This window comes from uncultured Thermus sp. (genome assembly GCF_938010445.1).
In the GTDB taxonomy this organism is placed as follows: domain Bacteria; phylum Deinococcota; class Deinococci; order Deinococcales; family Thermaceae; genus Thermus; species Thermus altitudinis.
In genome coordinates, this window is sequence record NZ_CALLUR010000047.1 from 1 (window position 1) to 17,071 (window position 17,071).

The following is a 17,071-nucleotide window of genomic DNA, read 5'->3' on the forward strand; positions in this document are numbered from 1 at the left end:
CCAGGAGCAGATCATGCAGATCGCCTCCCAGGTGGCCGGCTACTCCCTGGGGGAGGCGGACCTCCTCCGCCGGGCCATGGGCAAGAAGAAGGTGGAGGAGATGCAAAGGCACCGGGAGCGCTTCGTGCGGGGGGCCAAGGAACGGGGCGTCCCCGAGGAGGAGGCTAACCGGCTTTTTGACATGCTGGAGGCCTTCGCCAACTACGGCTTTAACAAATGCCTTCCCGGGAGAACCCGGGTGGTGGACTACCGCACGGGGAAGCGGGTGCCCATTGAGGCCATCGTCCGGGGTGAGGCCCAGGGAATCCTGGTGGTTTCCCTGGACGAGGATACCTTGCGCCTGGTGCCAAGACGGGTGCTGGCCGCCTTTCCCAGCGGCCGGGCCAGGGTTTACCGCTTGCGCACCTCCACGGGAAGGGTTCTGGAGGCCACGGCCAACCACCCCCTCTACACCCCCGAGGGTTGGCGGGACCTAGGGGAGCTCCGTCCGGGGGACTCCATCGCCCTACCCCGGTACCTGCCCTACCAACCCTCGGAGGACCTGAGGCCCCAGGAGCTGGACCTTCTAGGCTTTGCCCTAAGCAAAGGAAGCCTGCGCCATACCTCCGGCTTTTACCTGTACCCTTCCTCGGAAGAGGAGCTTTGGGCCATGCGGGAGGCCTTGGCGGGCTTTGCCAACACCCGTACCCGCTTGGTCTGGCGCCGGGGGGTGGCCCACCTCCATGTGGGCCGGCAGAACCCCAAGGCGCCCTCGGAGGCGGAGGCTTTTCTTTGGGAGATGGGCCTAATGGGCCTTTCCGCCAGGGAAAAGCAGCTGCCGGAAAGGGTCTTTGGCCTTCCCCTGGAGGGGGTGGCCAGGCTTTTGGGGCGGCTTTGGGCGGGGGATGGGGGAGTGGATCCCAAGGAAAGGCTTATCTTCTACGCCACCGCTTCCCAGGCCCTGGCCCAAGGGGTGCAACACCTTCTCCTTCGCCTGGGCCTGCAAAGCCGCCTGGTGGAACAGGATTTCCCCCATGGAGGGGGGCGAAAGGGCTATGGGGTCCACCTTCTTGGGGGCCTCGAGGCCGCCTGGCGTTTTGCCAGGTGGGTGGGGCCTTACCTGCTGGGCAAGGGGAAGCGGGACTTGGAGAGGCTTCTCTCCTCCTGGAAGGGGGAGGAAAGGAGCACCGAGGATATTCTGCCCCTGGCCTTCCTCCCTCTGGTCCAGGAGGCCTTGGCCCAAGGGCTTTTGCGGTCCGGCAAGGGCCGTTTAGGGCTTTCCCGTTCCCCCCAGGTGCGCCTTGCAGCCCTTACGGGAAGCCTGGCCCTGTGGCGCCTGGCAGGGGCGGAGGTCTATTGGGACCGGGTGGAGGCCATAGAGCCCTTAGGGGAGGAGGAGGTCTACGACCTCACCGTGGAGGGCACCCACACCTTCCTGGCCGAGGATGTCATCGTCCACAACTCCCATGCCGCCGCCTACAGCCTCCTTTCCTACCAGACCGCCTACGTGAAGGCCCACTACCCCGTGGAGTTCATGGCCGCCCTCCTCAGCGTGGAGCGACACGACTCCGACAAGGTGGCGGAGTACATCCGCGACGCCCGGGCCATGGGGATTGCGGTCCTCCCCCCCGACATCAACCGCTCGGGCTTTGACTTCAAGGTGGTGGGGGAGGAGATCCTCTTTGGCCTTTCCGCGGTGAAGAACGTGGGGGAGGGGGCGGCCCAGGCCATCCTGACGGAGAGGGAGCGGGGTGGCCCCTTTAAGAGCCTAGGGGATTTCCTAAAGCGCCTGGACGAGAAGGTGGTGAACAAGCGCACCCTCGAGTCCCTCATCAAGGCGGGGGCCTTTGACGCCTTTGGGGATAGGGCGAGGCTCCTCGCCTCCTTGGAACCCCTCCTTCGCTGGGCGGCGGAAAGCCAAAAGCGGGCGCGCTCGGGGATGTTGGGCCTCTTTGCCGAGGCGGGAGCGGACATGGAGCCCCCCTTGCTGGAGGCTTCGCCCCTGGACGAGATCACCCGGCTCCGCTACGAGAAGGAGGCCTTGGGCATCTATGTCTCCGGCCACCCTGTGCTCCGCTACCCGGGGCTAAGGGAGGTGGCCAGCTGCCCCTTGGAGGAGCTAGCCGATTTCATCCAGGGCCTTCCCCCAAGGGCCCGGGTACTCCTTGCGGGCATGGTGGAGGAGGTGGTGCGCAAGCCCACCCGTAGCGGGGGGATGATGGCCCGCTTTACCCTTTCCGACGAGACCGGGGCCTTGGAGGTGGTGGCCTTCGGCCGGGCCTATGAGGGGGTCTCCCCCAAGCTCAAGGAGGACACCCCCCTTCTGGTCCTGGCGGAGGTGGAGCGGGAGGAGGGAGGGCTTAGGGTAATAGCCCAGGCTGCCTGGACCCATGAGGAGGTGGCCGAGGCCCCTAAGGCCTTGGAGGTGGAGGTGGATCACGCCCTTTTGGACCAGGGAGGCGTCACCCTCCTAAAGAGCATCCTGGACGAGCACCCTGGGCCGCTTCCCCTATACCTGAGGGTCCAGGGGCCCTTTGGGGAGGCCATCCTTTCCTTGCGGGAAGCCCGGGTGGGGGAAGGGGTTCTGGAGGCCCTCGAGGCCGAGGGCTTCCGCGCCTACCTGGTGCCGGACCGGGAGGTCTTCTTGCAGGGGAATGGCGGGGCTAGCCCCAAGGAGGAGGTGGTGCCCTTTTAAACTTCTAGGAACTCGGCAACCCTTAGATTGCCCTCCCCAAACCCGTATACTGCCACCAGGATGGAAACCCTCCTTTTCGTCCTGGTTTTCCTAGGGTTAGTAATCTTCGCCTTGGGCCTCCTGGGTAAGAGAGAAGGTTTAGGGGGGCAGGATGTCTCCCTCCCGTATCGCCTTAGGCATTCCGTACTTACCCCGGCGGAGCGCTCATTCCTTGGGGTGCTGGAAAGAGCGGTGCCTGAAGGGGTGAGGGTGTGGCCCAAGGTGCGCTTGGTGGACGTGCTCTATATAGATGCCAGGGGGAAGGAGCGGCAGGCAGCCTTGAACCGGGTGTTGGCCAAACACGTGGATTTTCTCCTAGTGCGAGCCCAAGACGCCCGGCCCCTTTTAGCCATAGAGCTGGACGACCGAAGTCACCAACGGGAAGACCGCCAGGAGCGAGACCGCTTTCTAGAGGCCCTGGCGCGGCAGGTGGGGCTATCCCTAGTGCGGGTGCGGGTTAAAGAAGGGTACGCTTTGGAAGAAGTCCGGCGTCTTCTGGAGGTCCACTTGGCGCTAGGCAAAGGGAGCGAGGGCAAGACGGGAGGTAGGGGTTAAAGCAAAAAGGGGCTGGGCCTAGGCCCAGCCCCACTTGCCCCCTTGCCGGGGCCCCCCACCTGGCGAAGCCAGGTGGGGGTGGCTTTAGAAGTCCATGTCGCCGCCGCCTGCGGGAGCGGGGGTGGACTCCTTCTTCTCGGGCTTCTCCGCCACCACCGCCTCGGTGGTGAGGATGAGGGAGCCGATGGAAGCGGCGTTCTGCAGGGCGGAGCGGGTCACCTTGGCGGGGTCCACGATGCCCGCCTCCACCATGTCCACGAACTCCCCGGTGGCAGCGTTAAAGCCCAGGCGCAGGTTCTGGGTCTCGGAGAGGATGCGCTGCACCACCACCGAGCCCTCGTAGCCAGCGTTTTCCGCGATCTGGCGGGCGGGCTCCTCCAGGGCCCGGCGCACGATCTTGGCCCCGGTGGCCTCATCCCCCTCCAGCTTCTTGAGGAGCTCGTCCACGGCGCTGATGGCCCTGAGGAGGGTCACGCCACCGCCGGGCACGATCCCCTCCTCCACGGCAGCCCGGGTGGCGGAGAGGGCGTCCTCAAAGCGGTGCTTCTTCTCCTTGAGCTCGGTTTCCGTGGCCGCCCCCACGCGGATCACCGCCACGCCCCCCGCCAGCTTGGCCAGGCGCTCCTGGAGCTTCTCCTTGGCGTACTCGCTGTCGGTGGTCTCCAGCTCCTTCTTGATGCCGTTGATGCGGGCCTCAATGTCCTCCTTCTTGCCCTTGCCGCCCACGATGGTGGTCTCGTCCTTGGTGATGCGCACCCGCTCGGCCCGGCCCAGCATGGAGAGGGTGGCGTTCTCCAGCTTGAAGCCCAGCTCCTCGCTGATCACGGTGCCGCCCGTGACCGCGGCGATATCCTTCAGCATCTCCTTGCGGCGGTCACCGAAGCCAGGGGCCTTCACCGCGGCCACGTTCAGGGTGCCCCGGAGCTTGTTGACCACCAAGGTGGCCAGGGCCTCGCCCTCCACGTCCTCGGCGATCAGGAGGAGGGGCTTGCCGGTCTGGGCCACCTGCTCCAGGACAGGGAGGAGCTCCCGCACGTTGGAGACCTTCTTCTCCACGATGAGGATGAAGGCGTCCTCCAGGACCGCCTCCATGGCCTCGGGGTTGGTGACGAAGTAGGGGGAGATGTACCCCTTGTCAAACTGGTACCCCTCCACGAACTTCAGCTCGGTCTCCAGGCTCTTGGACTCCTCAACGGTGATGATCCCCTCCTTCCCCACCTTCTCCATGGCGTCGGCGATCAGCTTGCCGACGTCGGGATCGTTGGCGGAGATGGTGGCCACCTCCTCAATGGCCTTGCGGTCCTCCACGGGGATGGCCAGGGAGCGGATCTTCTCCACCGCCGCCTCCACCGCCTTCTCAATGCCCCGCTTGAGGGCCAAGGGGTTGGCGCCGGCGGCCACGTTCTTCAGGCCCTCCCGCACGATGGCCTGGGCCAAGACGGTGGCAGTGGTGGTGCCGTCACCGGCCACGTCGTTGGTCTTGGAGGCCACCTCCTTGAGGAGCTGGGCCCCGATGTTCTCCAGGTGGTTTTCCAGCTCAATCTCCTTGGCCACCGTCACCCCGTCCTTGGTGATGGTGGGGGAGCCGAACTTCTTCTCCAGGACCACGTTCCGGCCCCGGGGGCCCAGGGTTACCTTCACCGCATCGGCCACGGCGTTCACGCCGCGCTCCAAAGCCCTGCGGGCTGCCTCGTCAAACACTAGGACCTTCGCCATACCTCACCTCCTACTGCAAGACCGCCAAAAGGTCGCGCTCGGAGAGGATCACGTACTCCTCGCCGTCAATCTCAATCTCGGTGCCGCCGTACTTGGCGAAGACCACGATGTCCCCCTCCTTGACCTCCAGGGGCACCTTCTGCCCGTTCTCCAAGATGCGGCCCGAGCCCACCGCGATCACCTTGCCCTTCTGGGGCTTCTCCTTGGCGGTATCCGGGAGCACGATGCCGCCCTTGGTCTTGGGCTCCTCCTCAATCCTCTTCACCACAACCCTGTCGCCTAGGGGCTTGATCACCGTCTTCACCTCCGCAGCCATATTCACTCCCTCCTTTGACGCTCAAAGGCCGAGAGTGTCAAACCAAGGGTTATTATTTTGGCCCCGCGTCCTTTTGTCAAGGGGGTTGAGGGGGGTGTTATAAGGTGAGGGTCTGGTGGCCCCGCACCACCCGGAGGCTTATCCCATGGGCCAGGAGAAGGCCCTTCAGGGCCAGGGCCCGGGCCAGGCCTGGGGTCTTGCCAAAGGCTACCCGGCCCTTCTCACCCGGGTAGAGGAAGTATCCCTCGGGAAGCAGGAGAAGGACCCCCTGCCGGGCCTGGGCGGCTCCCCTTAGGGTTGCCTCCAGGAAGGATTCCTCCGCCCCCTGGCTGATGAGGAAGTAGGTGCTCCCGAAGGGGGCCTTGGGGGGAAGGGAGGGGCCTGGGGTGGATTGCAGGCGGGCTAGGAGCGAGAGGGCCCTTACCAGGTGGGCCTTTCCCCGCCCTAAGGGGAGGACCTCTCCTGCGGAAAGGCCGTATTGGGCTCCTTTCTTTTCCGCCAGCAGGAGGAGCCAGGCGGCGAGGCTGGTGGCGTGGTCCAGGTAGGCGGGGTGGAGGCTTTGGGTGTCCAGGTGGAGGAAGAGGCCTCCCAGAAGGCTTTTTTCCACCTCCCGCACAAAGGGACGACCCTGCCGGAGGCTTGCCTGCTTGGCCAGAAAGCGCAAGGGGTCCCCCGCTTGGTAAGGGCGGAGGCCCTTGGCCTCCAGGGGATCCGGCAGGCCAAAGGGCTCGGGCCTGCCCTCCAGGAAGAAGCTGGGGGCGGGCTCAAAAGGCGGCAGGGGGCGCAGGGAAGGATAGACCAAGGCCCTCCCCGCCTCGAGGCTTACAAGCCTTTCCCCCAGGCCCAAGGGGCTTCTCAGGAGGAGGGTGAGGCCCAAAGGGTATTCCCCCCGCCGGCGGTAGCGGTAAGGGAGGGGAAGCGGTAGCCGCATCCTTCCCCAGACCACCCCAGAGAGGCTCTGGGGTTTGAGGCCCAGGGGAGCCGAGGGCAGGGTTTCCAGATGCACGTAGAGGGGTAGGGGGGCCCAGACCTCCACCTCCACCTGCCCCTCTCCCTCCTGGCCGGGGAAACCGGGGGCCAGGCCGTGGGCGTTGACCCGGACCTGGGCGAACCAGGGCGCCCGCCAAAGGGCTAGGAGGAGGGCCAAGGAGAGGAGAGCCAAGGCCGCTTCCATAAAGCCCTTTCCTCCATCCCTAGGCCCTTTCCACCGGGGTGGGTACCACCTTAAGGGCCTCGACCACCAGCCCTTCCGAGCTGGCTCCGGCTAGCTCCGCCTCCAGCTTTAGCAGGAGGCGGTGGGGGATGGCGGCCCGGAAGGCCTCCTTGATGTCCTCGGGCACGGCAAAGCCTCGCCCCTGCAAAAGGGCCAGGGCCTGGGCCAGGCGCTCCACCTGTAAGAGGGCTCTAGGGGAGGGGCCAAGCCGCACCTCCTCCCGGCGTCTAAGCCAGGTGGATAGGGCCAGAAGGTAGTCCAGCAGTTCCTCCGCCACCTTTACCCGGCGCACCTCCTGACGCAGGGCCAAGAGTTCCTCCCCTTGGGTGACGGCTTCCAGGCCCTCCAGGGGGTTCTTTTCCTTGAGGGCTAGGAGAAGGGCTTTCTCATCGGGATAGCCCAGGGAAAGCCGGGCGGTGAACCGGTCCCGCTGGGCTACGGGGAGAGGGTAGGTGCCCTCCTCCTCCACGGGGTTTTGCGTGGCCAGGACGAAAAAAGGCTCGGGCAAGGGGTGGGTTTTCCCTTCCAGGGTTACTTGGCCTTCCCCCATGGCCTCGAGGAGGGCGGACTGGGTCCTGGGGGTGGCCCGGTTGAGCTCGTCCACCAAAAGGACCTGGGCGAAGATGGGCCCCTTTTGCCATACCAGGTTTCCTTCCCGGTAGAGATAGACCCCGGTGAGGTCCTGGGGCAGGAGGTCTGGCGTCATCTGGATGCGGCTAAAGGAGAGGCCCAGGACCCGGGCCAAGGCCTTGGCGAAAGTGGTCTTGCCGGTCCCGGGCACGTCTTCCAGAAGAAGATGCCCCCCAGAGAGGAGGGTGGCGAGGGAAAGCCTTAGGGTTTCCTCCTTCAGGAGGACCCGGCCCGAAAGGGCTCGGTGGATGCGGGCGAGGAGCATAGCCTAAGGATATCCTGCAAAAAGGCTTCCGCCCTTTCCGCTTCCTCCTCCCCAGCCTTTCCCCCATAGCGCACGGGCAGGTAGAGGCCGGTGAGCCCCCAAAGGGGTTCCCTGAGCCCGGGGAGAAGAGGGGAAACCCTTTCCAGGTACTCCAAGGGCCCCTCGGAGGCCTGGCGGGGGAGGCCAGCCCTCTTAAGGGCCTTTAGGGCTTGGAAGTAGGCCCGCCGCACCCGGTCCTGGGGAAGGGCCTCTGGGAGGGCTTGGGAGGCTTGGACCCCTTCCTTAGGGGTGGTGCCTGGCCTGCCTCTTTCCCGGTACCGCCAAACCAGGAATAGGAAGAGGAAAAGAAGGCCCAGGGTGAAAAGGGCGGAAAGGCCTGCCAAGGCTAGGCCCACCTCGCGCAACCGCCTGGGCCCCGGTAAGGCCTCCTGGGGGCTGTTTTCCTGGGAAGGGGTGGGCACGGAAGCGGAAGGGGTGCTTTCCGGCGCGCTTTCCCCACCCCCTAGGGTGCCCAGGTAGAGGAGGAAGAGGCCGGCGACCAAAAGGGCTAACAGGAGGGGTAAAAGGTGAACCCCCCGGTAGGGAAGCCTTTCCCCCCGGCCCAGAAGAGGCCAAAGGGCCAGGAGGATGAGGAGTAAGGCCAGGGGCTCTGCCAAGGCCAAGGCCCGGTTCAGGAAGGCCACCCAGGGGGGAGGCTTCTCCTCTGGGGTTGGGTAGGCCACCACCTCCTTGGGCCCGGGCCCGGTTTCGGGGGAGGCCTGGAGGCTAAGGGAGGGTGGGGTGGGTAGGGGAAGGGCAGGGAGGCGCAGGGGGAAGGAGGCCAGGCCTGCCAGCAGGAGGCCTAGGATCCCCGGGACCCAGAGGGTGGAAGCGGAGGTCCGAAACGCCTCCCCCCGTTCCTGGGCGCGCCGATGGGCCTCCTCGAGGAGGCTAAACCCGTGCAAGAGCCCTAGAAGGAAAAGGCCCAAGGGACCTAGCCAAAGGGCTGGGGGAAGGAGAAAGAGGCTGGAAAGGGGCCGAGCCTTGGTGGCCAGGAAAAGTCCGTAGAGGAGGAGAAGCCCAGACGTCAGGGCCCATCCCTGGAGCCAGGAGGGGAACGGGGAGGCAAGGGCGTGGAGAAGGCCAGGGAGGAAGGCCCCCCACAGAAAGGCTCCCCCATAAAACCTCTTGGCTAGGTGGAGGAGGAAGACGCCCACGGCCAAAGGAGGGGTCCAGAGGGGTAGGAGGGCCAGAAGCCCTAGGCCCAGGAAGGGGGTAAGGGGAACGGGCCTCATCCCCCCTCCCGCTGGCGCAGGGCCTCGTAGAGGAGGAGGGCGGCGCTCACGGAAACGTTGAGGCTATCCGCCACCCCCCGCATGGGGATGCGCACCCGAACCCCCGCCCGGGCAAGCCAAGCCTGGGAAAGGCCTTCGTCCTCGGCGCCCAGGAGGAAGGCCACGCCTTTTTTGTAGTCCTCTTCCCAGTACACCTTTTCCCCTCTGGGGGTGGCCGCCACCAGGAGAAGCCCTTTTTCCTCCAGGAAATGGGCCACTTCCCCCTCGGCCACGGGAAAGACGGGCAAGGAGAAGACCACCCCGGTGGAGTTCCGGATCACCTGGGGGCTATAGAGGTCCACCCCTTCCGCCACCAGGACCAGGTCCACCCCCGCCCCGTCCGCCGAGCGCAGGATGGCCCCCAGGTTGCCGGGCTTTTCCAGGCCCAAGAGGACCAGGACCAGGGGATTTTGCGGGAGCCTGGCCTCCTCGAGGGTCCTTCGGGGCAGGCGGAAGACCCCGATGACGGGCGGGGGGTTTTCCCTTACGGAAACCCGCTCCATAGCCTCTTGGGAGAACTCCAGAACAGGGGCTTGGCCCGCCAGGGCCCGGTCCTCCGGGGTGGCCTTAGGGCCGAGGAGGAGGGTTTCCAAGCGGAGGCCGGCCCTAAGGGCCCTTTCCACCTCCCGCCGGCCCTCCACCAGGAAAAGGCCAGCCCGCTCCCGCTCCTTTCGTTCCTTCAGGGCGGCTAGGGCCTTCACCTTGGGGTTAGCGGGGCTTTGGATGCGCATGGGGGTCTCCCGAAAGGCGGATGGCAAAGCGGGCGATGGAGGGGCCGGAAAGCTCCAAGGACACCTCCTCCACCTGGGGGAACTCCTCCAGGAGGCGGGAAAGGCGGAGGAGGATTTCCTGGTAGGGGGTAGGGTCTACCTGGTCCCCCAGGGGTCGGGTGAGCTCCCGGGCATCCTTTTCCGTGAGGGGGGAGAGCCTTTCCCCCAAGGCCAGCTCTCCCAAAGGGGTGGGCAGGAGCAGGGCGAGAACGGGGCCGAAGAGGGGGTGGGGCTTGGCGGTGAGCCTGAGAAAAAGGCCTTCTCCTTGCCCCACGGGAAGGCCAAAGCAGCGGAGGAGGGCCTCTTCCTCCTCGCGCCGTAGCTCCTTCTTGCCCTCCAAAAGCCTTCTTGCCTCCTCCAGGTGCAAATCCGGGAAGTCGGGGAAGTGGAGGGGTTCTTCCCGCCAGGCCTTGTAGGCCCAGGCCCGGCTCAAGGCGATGGCCGCCGATTCGGGAAAGCGGTAGAGGGCCACCCGGCCCATAACCCTTGCCCGCACCCCGGGGGAGCCCATCACGCAGCTCAGGAGGAGCTTGTTTCCTTCCACCCTTTCCAAAAGAGCCAGGAACTCCTCCTCGCTGGCAAAGCCCATGGGTACGAAGAGGAGGAACACGCTTCCCGCCTCGCTTGCCATGGCTTCTTCCAGGGCGCGGGCGAACTCCTTCGCCTTGGCGGTGGAGCCCAGGTCCACGTGTTCCACGACTAGCCCCCCTTCCCGTAGGGCCTCGAGGGCCAGGTTGGAGGGACCGGAGGCGTTGGAGATGAGGCGGACCCGGTTGTTCTCCGGAAGCTGTCCCAGGGCCAGGAGGGCGGCCACGTCAAAGGCTTCCTCCAGGCTGTTGGCCCGGATCACCCCGGCCTGGGCGAAGAGGGCCCGCACCAGAGGGTCCCGGGAGGGGTGCACCGCCAGGATGGGTTTTTTCTTGCCGATCCTCCGGGCTAAGCGGGAGAAGCGCCTGGGGTTGCCGAAGCTTTCCAGGTAGAGGAGGATCACCCGGGTCCTCTCGTCCTCCTCCCAGAACTGCAGGAGGTCGTTGGAGGAGATGTCCGCCTTAGCCCCCAAGGAAACGAAGGAGGAGATGCCCAGCCCCATGCCCTCCGCATAGGCCATCACCGCCCGGCCCAGGGTCCCCGACTGGCTGGAGATGGCCAGGGGTCCAGGTTTGGGGAGGGGAGCCAGGCCCGCCGCCAGGCGGACCTCAGGGTGGGTGTGGACCATACCCAAGGAGCCGGGCCCCAGGAGGCGCATCCCATGGCGCCGGGCCTTGTCGGCCAGTTCCCGGGCTTCTTTTTCCGTAAAGCCGGTGGTGAGGACGATGGCCGCCCGCACCCCCCGCCTTCCTGAGGCCTCGAGGGCCTCCCAGACCCGCTCCTTGGGCACGGCGATCACCGCCAGGTCCACGGGGCCGGGGATGCTTTCCACCCGGGGGTAGGCGAGAAGGGGCCCCACCGTGCCCCCCTCCTTGCCGATGGCCTCGTTCACCGGGTAGACGGGCCCTTGGAAGCGGGCAAAGATGAGGTTTTCCAGGGCGCGGTAGCCGATGCTTTCCGGGTCGCGGCTCGCCCCCACCACCGCCACCCCCTTGGGGAAGAAGAGGGGGTGGAGGCTGGCCAAGGTGGAGACCTTCTCCCGCCACTCAAAGCGCTCCGCCACCCTTTCCTCCAGGAGGATCTCAAACTCCACCTCAATCTCGCCGCTATCCCGGTGGGCCCGGACCTGGAAGCCGCTTTCCATGAAGACGTTGAGCATCTTCTGGTTCTCCGCCAGGACGAAGGCCTGAAACCGCCTTACCCCCCGCTTGGCGGCGATCAGGGCCAGGCGCTCCAGAAGGAGGGTGCCCAGGCCCTTGCCCTGGAAGGCATCGTCCACCAAAAAGGCCACCTCGGCGGTGTCCTCCCCTTTAAGGCGCACGTACTCCCCCGTGGCCACTATCCTAGGAGGGTCCTGGGCCAGGACGATGAGGGTCACCTTTTCCTCCTCCGGTTTGGCGGAAAGGAGGAGCTCCGCCGCCTTTTCCGGAGAGATGGGGGAGAAGAAGCGCATGCGCAAGGACTCCGGGGATAGCCGCCTCAGGAACTCCACGAAAAGGGGGAGGTCCTTGGGGCTTGCCCGCCTTAGAAAGGCGGTGCGCCCGTCCTTAAGGAGGATGGGGCCCTCCTCGAGGCCATACTGGGGCGTGGGTGGGGGCACATAGCCCATGCCTTTAGCCTACTCCCCATAGCCTGGGGGTTATTCCTTTTCCCACCCAACCTGGTGGCCTTTCCCCTGGATTCCCGGTAGCATGGGTCCATGCTCAGGCTGGATACCCGCTTCCTTTCCCGTTTCCCGGAGGCCCTTAAGGAGCAGGCCCCCGTCCTCTTAAGGGCTCGGGAGGCCCTTCTTTTCAAGCGGAAGGATCCCCAAAGCATGCTGGGCTGGATAGACCTTCCCGAGGACACGGAAACCTTAAGGAGTATCCGCCGCTACCGCGAGGCCAACCCTTGGGTGGAGGACTTTGTCCTTCTGGGCATCGGGGGGAGCGCCCTGGGGCCTAAGGCCCTGGAGACCGCCTTCAACGAAAGCGGGGTGCGCTTCCACTACGTGGACCACGTGGAGCCGGAGCCCGTGCTCCGGCTCCTTCGGGGCCTGGACCCCCAGAAGACCCTGGTGAATGCGGTTTCCAAGTCGGGAGCTACCGCGGAAACCCTGGCCGCCCTTCTCATCTTCCTAAACTGGCTTCGGGAAAACCTGGGGGAGGACTGGCGGCGGCACCTGGTCCTCACCACCGACCCCCGGCGGGGGGCGCTACGGGCTTTGGCGGAAAGGGAGGGTCTCTTGGCCTTTGCCATTCCGGAAAACGTGGGGGGGCGCTTTTCCGTGCTCTCCCCGGTGGGCCTCCTCCCCTTGGCCTTCGCCGGGATGGACCTGGAGGCCCTCCTCATGGGGGCCAGGAAGGCCAATGAGGTGGCCCTGGCTCCCCTGGAGGAGAACCTGCCCCTGCAGACCGCCCTCCTGCAGCACCTCCACCGCCAGCTGCCCATCACCGTCTTCATGGTCTACTCCGAGCGACTCCGATACCTTCCTGCCTGGTTTGTCCAGCTCCACGATGAGTCCTTGGGCAAGCGGGACGGGGAGGGCAACCGGGTGGGCACCACCGCGGTGCCCGCCTTGGGCCCTCAGGACCAGCACGCCCAAGTGCAGCTCTTCCGGGAAGGTCCCCTGGACAAGCTCATCGTTTTGGTGGTGCCGGAAAGGGCCACGGAGGACCTCACCCTGCCCCGGGTGGAAGGCCTCGAGGAGGAGGCGGGTTACCTCTTTGGCAAAGGCCTGTTCCAGCTTCTAAGGGCCGAGGCCGAGGCCACCTACCAGGCCTTGGCCGAGGCGGGGCAGAGGGCCTACGTCCTGTACCTCTCGGAGGTTTCCCCCTACGCCGTGGGCTGGCTTTTGCAACACCTCATGTGGCAGACCGCTTTCCTGGGGGAGCTTTGGGGGGTGAACGCCTTTGACCAGCCCGGGGTGGAGCTGGGTAAGCGCTTAACCTTGGCCCTTCTGGGACGTCCCGGATACGGCGCCTAGCCTTGGAAGCGTGGAAATAAGTGTATGATGCCCTAGGCATAAGGGGGTCGCTATGGACCGACTGGAGCCTTTGGGCATCAAACCGAGGAAGCAGGTTTTTTGGAACACGGTTTCCCCCATCCTGGTGGAGCACACCCTGGCCCGGGGGGAGGGGTTTTTGGCCCACAAGGGGTCCTTGGTGGTGGACACCACCCCCTACACGGGGAGAAGTCCCAAGGACAAGTTCGTGGTGCGGGAGCCTGGGGTGGAGGAGGAAATCTGGTGGGGCGAGGTGAACCAGCCCTTCGCCCCAGAGGCCTTCCAGGCCCTCTTGGAGAGGGTGGCTGCCCACCTTTCCGACCGGGACCTTTATGTCCAGGACCTTTATGCCGGGGCCGACAAGCGTTTCCGCTTGGCGGTAAGGGTGGTGACGGAAAGCCCCTGGCACGCCCTCTTTGCCCGCAACATGTTCATCCTCCCGCGCCGCTTCCCCGAGGACGACGAGGTGGAGCCCTTCGCTCCCGGCTTTACCGTGGTCCACGCCCCCTACTTCCTGGCTGACCCCGGGCGGGACGGTACCCGGAGCGAGGTCTTCGTGGGCATCAGCTTCCAGAGAAAGCTGGTGCTCATCGTGGGCACCAAGTACGCCGGGGAGATCAAGAAGAGCATCTTCACCGTGATGAACTACCTCATGCCCAAGCAAGGGGTCTTCCCCATGCACGCCTCGGCCAACGTGGGGCAGGGAGGGGATGTGGCCATCTTCTTCGGCCTTTCCGGGACGGGGAAGACCACCCTTTCCACCGACCCGGAAAGGCCTTTGATCGGGGACGACGAGCACGGATGGAGCGGGGAGGGGGTATTCAACTTTGAGGGAGGGTGCTACGCCAAGGTCATTCGCCTTTCCCCGGAGCACGAGCCCCTCATCTATAAAGCCTCCAACCAGTTTGAGGCCATTCTGGAGAACGTGGTGGTGAACCCGGAAAGCCGCCGGGTGGAGTGGGATGACGACACCAAGACCGAGAACACCCGGGCCTCTTACCCCCTTGCCCACCTGGAAAACGTGGTGGACTCGGGTATGGCGGGCCATCCCAAGGCCATCTTCTTCCTCTCCGCCGACGCCTATGGGGTTCTGCCCCCCATCGCTCGCCTTTCCCCAGAGCAGGCCATGTACTACTTCCTTTCCGGCTACACCGCCCGGGTGGCGGGGACAGAAAGGGGGATCACCGAGCCCAAGGCCACCTTTTCCGCCTGCTTCGGGGCACCCTTTTTGCCCCTTCACCCCGGGGTTTATGCCCGGATGCTGGGGGAGAAGATCCAGAGGCACGGCCCCAGGGTGTACCTGGTGAACACCGGCTGGACCGGGGGACCTTACGGGGTGGGCCGGCGTTTCCCCCTTCCCCTCACCCGCACCCTCTTGCAGGCGGCCCTAAGCGGGGCCCTCGAGGGGGTTCCTTACCGCCAGGACCCCGTCTTCGGCTTTGAGGTACCCAGGGAGGTGCCCGGGGTACCGAAGGAGCTTCTGGACCCGCGGGAAACCTGGGCCGACAAGGAAGCCTATGACCGGCAGGCCAGGAAGCTGGCCACACTTTTCCAGGAAAACTTCCGTAAATACGCCGACGGGGTAGAGGAGGCGGTGCTCCAGGCGGGGCCGAGGGTGGGATAGAAGCGAGCCTGCAAGGCTGGGCTTAGGGGCCAACCCCTTGCCAAACGGGGCCGGGGGGTCTTAGGCTCCTAAGTGGCAGGTAATGGAAGGGACAAATGTACTTCACCCCCGGATAAGGTCTTCTGGCAGAATGGTAAGCACTACCGTCTGGGGGACGGGCATGTTATGAGCCAAGCCTGGTTTAGCCGTTACGCCTGGGGAGTCTTGGTGTGGAACATCCTGGTGGCCCTCTGGGGGGCTTATGTGCGGGCCACAGGTGCGGGGGCGGGCTGCGGCGCCCACTGGCCCACCTGCAATGGGGAGATCATCCCCAGAAGCCCCCAGGTGGAGACCCTCATAGAGTTCACCCACCGGGCCACCTCGGGTCTGGCCTTCCTTTCCGTGCTTCTTTTGGCCCTTCTGGCCTTCCGCCTCTTTCCCAAGGGCCATCCGGTGCGGCTGGGGGCAGGGCTGGCCTTTTTCTTTATGATCACCGAGAGCCTGGTGGGGGCCTCCCTGGTCCTCTTCGGCTGGACGGCCCACAACGTGAGCCCGGCCCGGGCCGTGGTGCAGATGGTGCACCTGGCCAACACCTATTTTCTCCTGGCCTCCTTGGCCCTCGCCGCCTGGTGGGCCTCGGGGGGTGCGCCTTTGCGCCTTAGGGGGCAGGGTGCGGTGGGGGTGGCCTTGCTTCTGGGCCTTCTCGCGCTCCTTTTCCTGGGAATGAGCGGGGCGGTGACCGCTTTAGGGGACCTCCTCTTCCCCGTGCGGAACACCCTCGAGGCCCTGGAGCGCTCCCTCACCCCTGGTGAGCACTTCCTGGTGCGCCTCAGGGTCCTCCACCCCCTTATCGCGGTAAGCGTGGGGCTTTACGTGGTCTTCGCCGGTTACCTGGTAGCCCACCTCAGGCCTTCTTCCCACACCCGCCGCTTGGCTCACGCCCTGGCTTACCTCTATGGGGTGCAGCTTTTGGCCGGTTTGGTGAACGTTTGGCTTAAAGCCCCCGTTTGGATGCAGATCCTCCACCTCCTCCTGGCGTACGCAGTTTGGCTCATCTTTGTTCTCCTTATGGCTGCAGCCCTGGCTCGAGGGGCCAGGCGGGTGGAGCTAGGGGAGGGGGCAGGGGCTTCGGTGCACCGCGGCACCGGCGGGGCCACCTGGAAGGACTACCTGGCCCTCACCAAGCCCCGGGTCATAAGCCTGCTCCTCTTCACCACCCTCCTGGCCATGCTCATCGCCGCCAAGGGCTGGCCAGGGACGGGCCTATTCCTGGTGGTGGCCCTAGGGGGGTACATGATGGCAGGGGCGGCCAACGCCATCAACATGGTGGTGGACCGGGATATAGACGCCCGCATGCGCCGCACGGCCAAAAGGCCCACGGTCACCCAGCGGATCTCCAGTAGGGATGCCCTCCTTTTTGCCTTTGCCCTGGCCCTCTTTTCCTTCCTGCTCCTCTGGTGGGGGGCGAACCTCCTCACGGCCACCCTGGCCCTTATGGGCCTCATCTGGTACGTGCTGGTCTACACCCTTTATCTCAAGCGGCGCACTTGGCACAACATCGTCATCGGCGGGGCGGCAGGGGCCTTTCCTCCCTTGGTGGGCTGGGCGGCGGTGACCGGTGATTTAAGCCTCTTTGCCTGGTACCTTTTCGCCCTCATCTTCTTCTGGACCCCGGTGCACTTCTGGGCCTTGGCCCTCATGATCCAGGACGATTACCGGGCTGTGGGCGTGCCCATGCTGCCCGTGGTGTTGGGGGAGCGGGTTACGGTGATGCAGATCGCCCTTTATGCGGTCCTTACCGCCTTGATCTCCCTCATGCCCCTTCTTCTGGGGGAGCTCGGCCTCTTGTACCTGTTCTTCAGCCTGGCCCTTAACGGTCTACTTATCTTTAAGAGCCTTGCCCTCTACCGCCAGCCCGAGCGGAGGACCGCGGTTTCGTTGTATAAATACTCCATGCTCTACCTGGCCCTCTTGTTCGTGGCCATGGCGGTGGACCGGGTGCTTTAGGGAGGGAAGATGAAAGGAGTTGTAGCGGCGCTCAGTTTCTTAGGTTTAGCCCTGGCCCAGGAGGCCCATCGGGTGGCCATTACCCACCCCGTATCCCCTTTCAACCGAGAGACCAACTTTCTCCTAGTCTGGGTTTTGGTCTTTGCCATCCTCATTTTCGGGGTGGTGGCGGGGGCCTTGGCCTACGTGACGTGGAAGTTCCGGGCTAAGCCAGGGCAACAGGGGGAGCCGCCCCAGGTCCATGGCAACGACCGCCTCGAGGTCATCTGGACGGTGATTCCCCTCCTCATCGTCTTTGTCCTTTTCGGGCTCACCGCTCGGAGCCTTATCCAAGTCAACCAGCTCCCCGCCGGGGCCTTGAAGGTGGAGGTTGTGGGCTACCAGTTCTGGTGGGATTTC

Annotated in this window: 13 protein-coding genes; 6 read left to right on the plus strand and 7 right to left on the minus strand. The window is 65.2% G+C overall.

Going from position 1 to position 17,071, the window contains the following annotated elements; genetic code table 11:
• A partial coding sequence (locus tag Q0693_RS02495) for an LAGLIDADG family homing endonuclease (RefSeq protein ID WP_298628936.1) occupies positions 1 to 2,674 on the plus strand: 2,674 nt, incomplete at its 5' end.
• 60 nt (positions 2,675 to 2,734) lie between these two features.
• Entirely contained in the window at positions 2,735 to 3,268 is a 534-nt protein-coding gene (locus Q0693_RS02500; protein WP_298628937.1) for a DUF2726 domain-containing protein, read from the plus strand.
• Between the two features lie 84 nt (positions 3,269 to 3,352).
• On the opposite strand, the gene groL is transcribed toward Q0693_RS02500, so the two are convergent.
• From groL to Q0693_RS02535, 7 genes are all read right to left on the minus strand, one after another.
• Positions 3,353 to 4,984 carry a chaperonin GroEL gene (gene groL / locus Q0693_RS02505; protein WP_243030006.1) on the minus strand — a complete coding sequence of 544 codons (1,632 nt, stop codon included), beginning with the start codon at positions 4,982 to 4,984 and terminating at the stop codon, positions 3,353 to 3,355.
• Between the two features lie 10 nt (positions 4,985 to 4,994).
• Positions 4,995 to 5,300 (minus strand): co-chaperone GroES, encoded by a 306-nt coding sequence (gene groES / locus Q0693_RS02510; protein ID WP_243027890.1) that lies wholly within the window; start codon positions 5,298 to 5,300, stop codon positions 4,995 to 4,997.
• A 97-nt stretch (positions 5,301 to 5,397) separates the two neighbouring features.
• A complete protein-coding gene (locus Q0693_RS02515; RefSeq protein ID WP_243030005.1) occupies positions 5,398 to 6,474 on the minus strand; it encodes a DUF58 domain-containing protein in 1,077 nt (358 codons plus the stop codon).
• A gap of 19 nt (positions 6,475 to 6,493) precedes the next feature.
• Positions 6,494 to 7,408 (minus strand): MoxR family ATPase, encoded by a 915-nt coding sequence (locus Q0693_RS02520; protein WP_298628941.1) that lies wholly within the window; start codon positions 7,406 to 7,408, stop codon positions 6,494 to 6,496.
• Positions 7,360 to 8,682, minus strand: a complete 1,323-nt coding sequence (locus Q0693_RS02525) for a DUF4129 domain-containing protein (RefSeq protein WP_298628943.1) — start codon at positions 8,680 to 8,682, stop codon at positions 7,360 to 7,362. Before Q0693_RS02525 ends, Q0693_RS02520 begins: the two co-directional genes overlap by 49 nt.
• The gene (locus Q0693_RS02530; RefSeq protein WP_298628946.1) at positions 8,679 to 9,452 is read right to left on the minus strand and encodes an RNA methyltransferase; all 774 of its coding nucleotides are present in this window, start codon (positions 9,450 to 9,452) and stop codon (positions 8,679 to 8,681) included. Before Q0693_RS02530 ends, Q0693_RS02525 begins: the two co-directional genes overlap by 4 nt.
• Positions 9,430 to 11,688: a GNAT family N-acetyltransferase gene (locus Q0693_RS02535; RefSeq protein WP_298628948.1), complete on the minus strand. Its 2,259-nt coding sequence runs from the start codon at positions 11,686 to 11,688 to the stop codon at positions 9,430 to 9,432. The genes Q0693_RS02530 and Q0693_RS02535 overlap by 23 nt, the downstream gene beginning before the upstream one ends.
• Before the next feature lie 90 nt (positions 11,689 to 11,778).
• On the opposite strand from Q0693_RS02535, the gene pgi reads away from it, so the two are divergent.
• From pgi to Q0693_RS02555, 4 genes are all read left to right on the plus strand, one after another.
• Positions 11,779 to 13,044, plus strand: a complete 1,266-nt coding sequence (gene pgi / locus Q0693_RS02540; RefSeq protein ID WP_298628950.1) for a glucose-6-phosphate isomerase — start codon at positions 11,779 to 11,781, stop codon at positions 13,042 to 13,044.
• A 52-nt stretch (positions 13,045 to 13,096) separates the two neighbouring features.
• Positions 13,097 to 14,686 carry a phosphoenolpyruvate carboxykinase (ATP) gene (gene pckA / locus Q0693_RS02545; protein ID WP_298628952.1) on the plus strand — a complete coding sequence of 530 codons (1,590 nt, stop codon included), beginning with the start codon at positions 13,097 to 13,099 and terminating at the stop codon, positions 14,684 to 14,686.
• A 165-nt stretch (positions 14,687 to 14,851) separates the two neighbouring features.
• A complete protein-coding gene (locus Q0693_RS02550; RefSeq protein ID WP_298628954.1) occupies positions 14,852 to 16,672 on the plus strand; it encodes a heme o synthase in 1,821 nt (606 codons plus the stop codon).
• A 9-nt stretch (positions 16,673 to 16,681) separates the two neighbouring features.
• On the plus strand, positions 16,682 to 17,071 hold a 390-nt coding region (locus tag Q0693_RS02555), incomplete at its 3' end, for a cytochrome c oxidase subunit II transmembrane domain-containing protein (protein ID WP_298628956.1).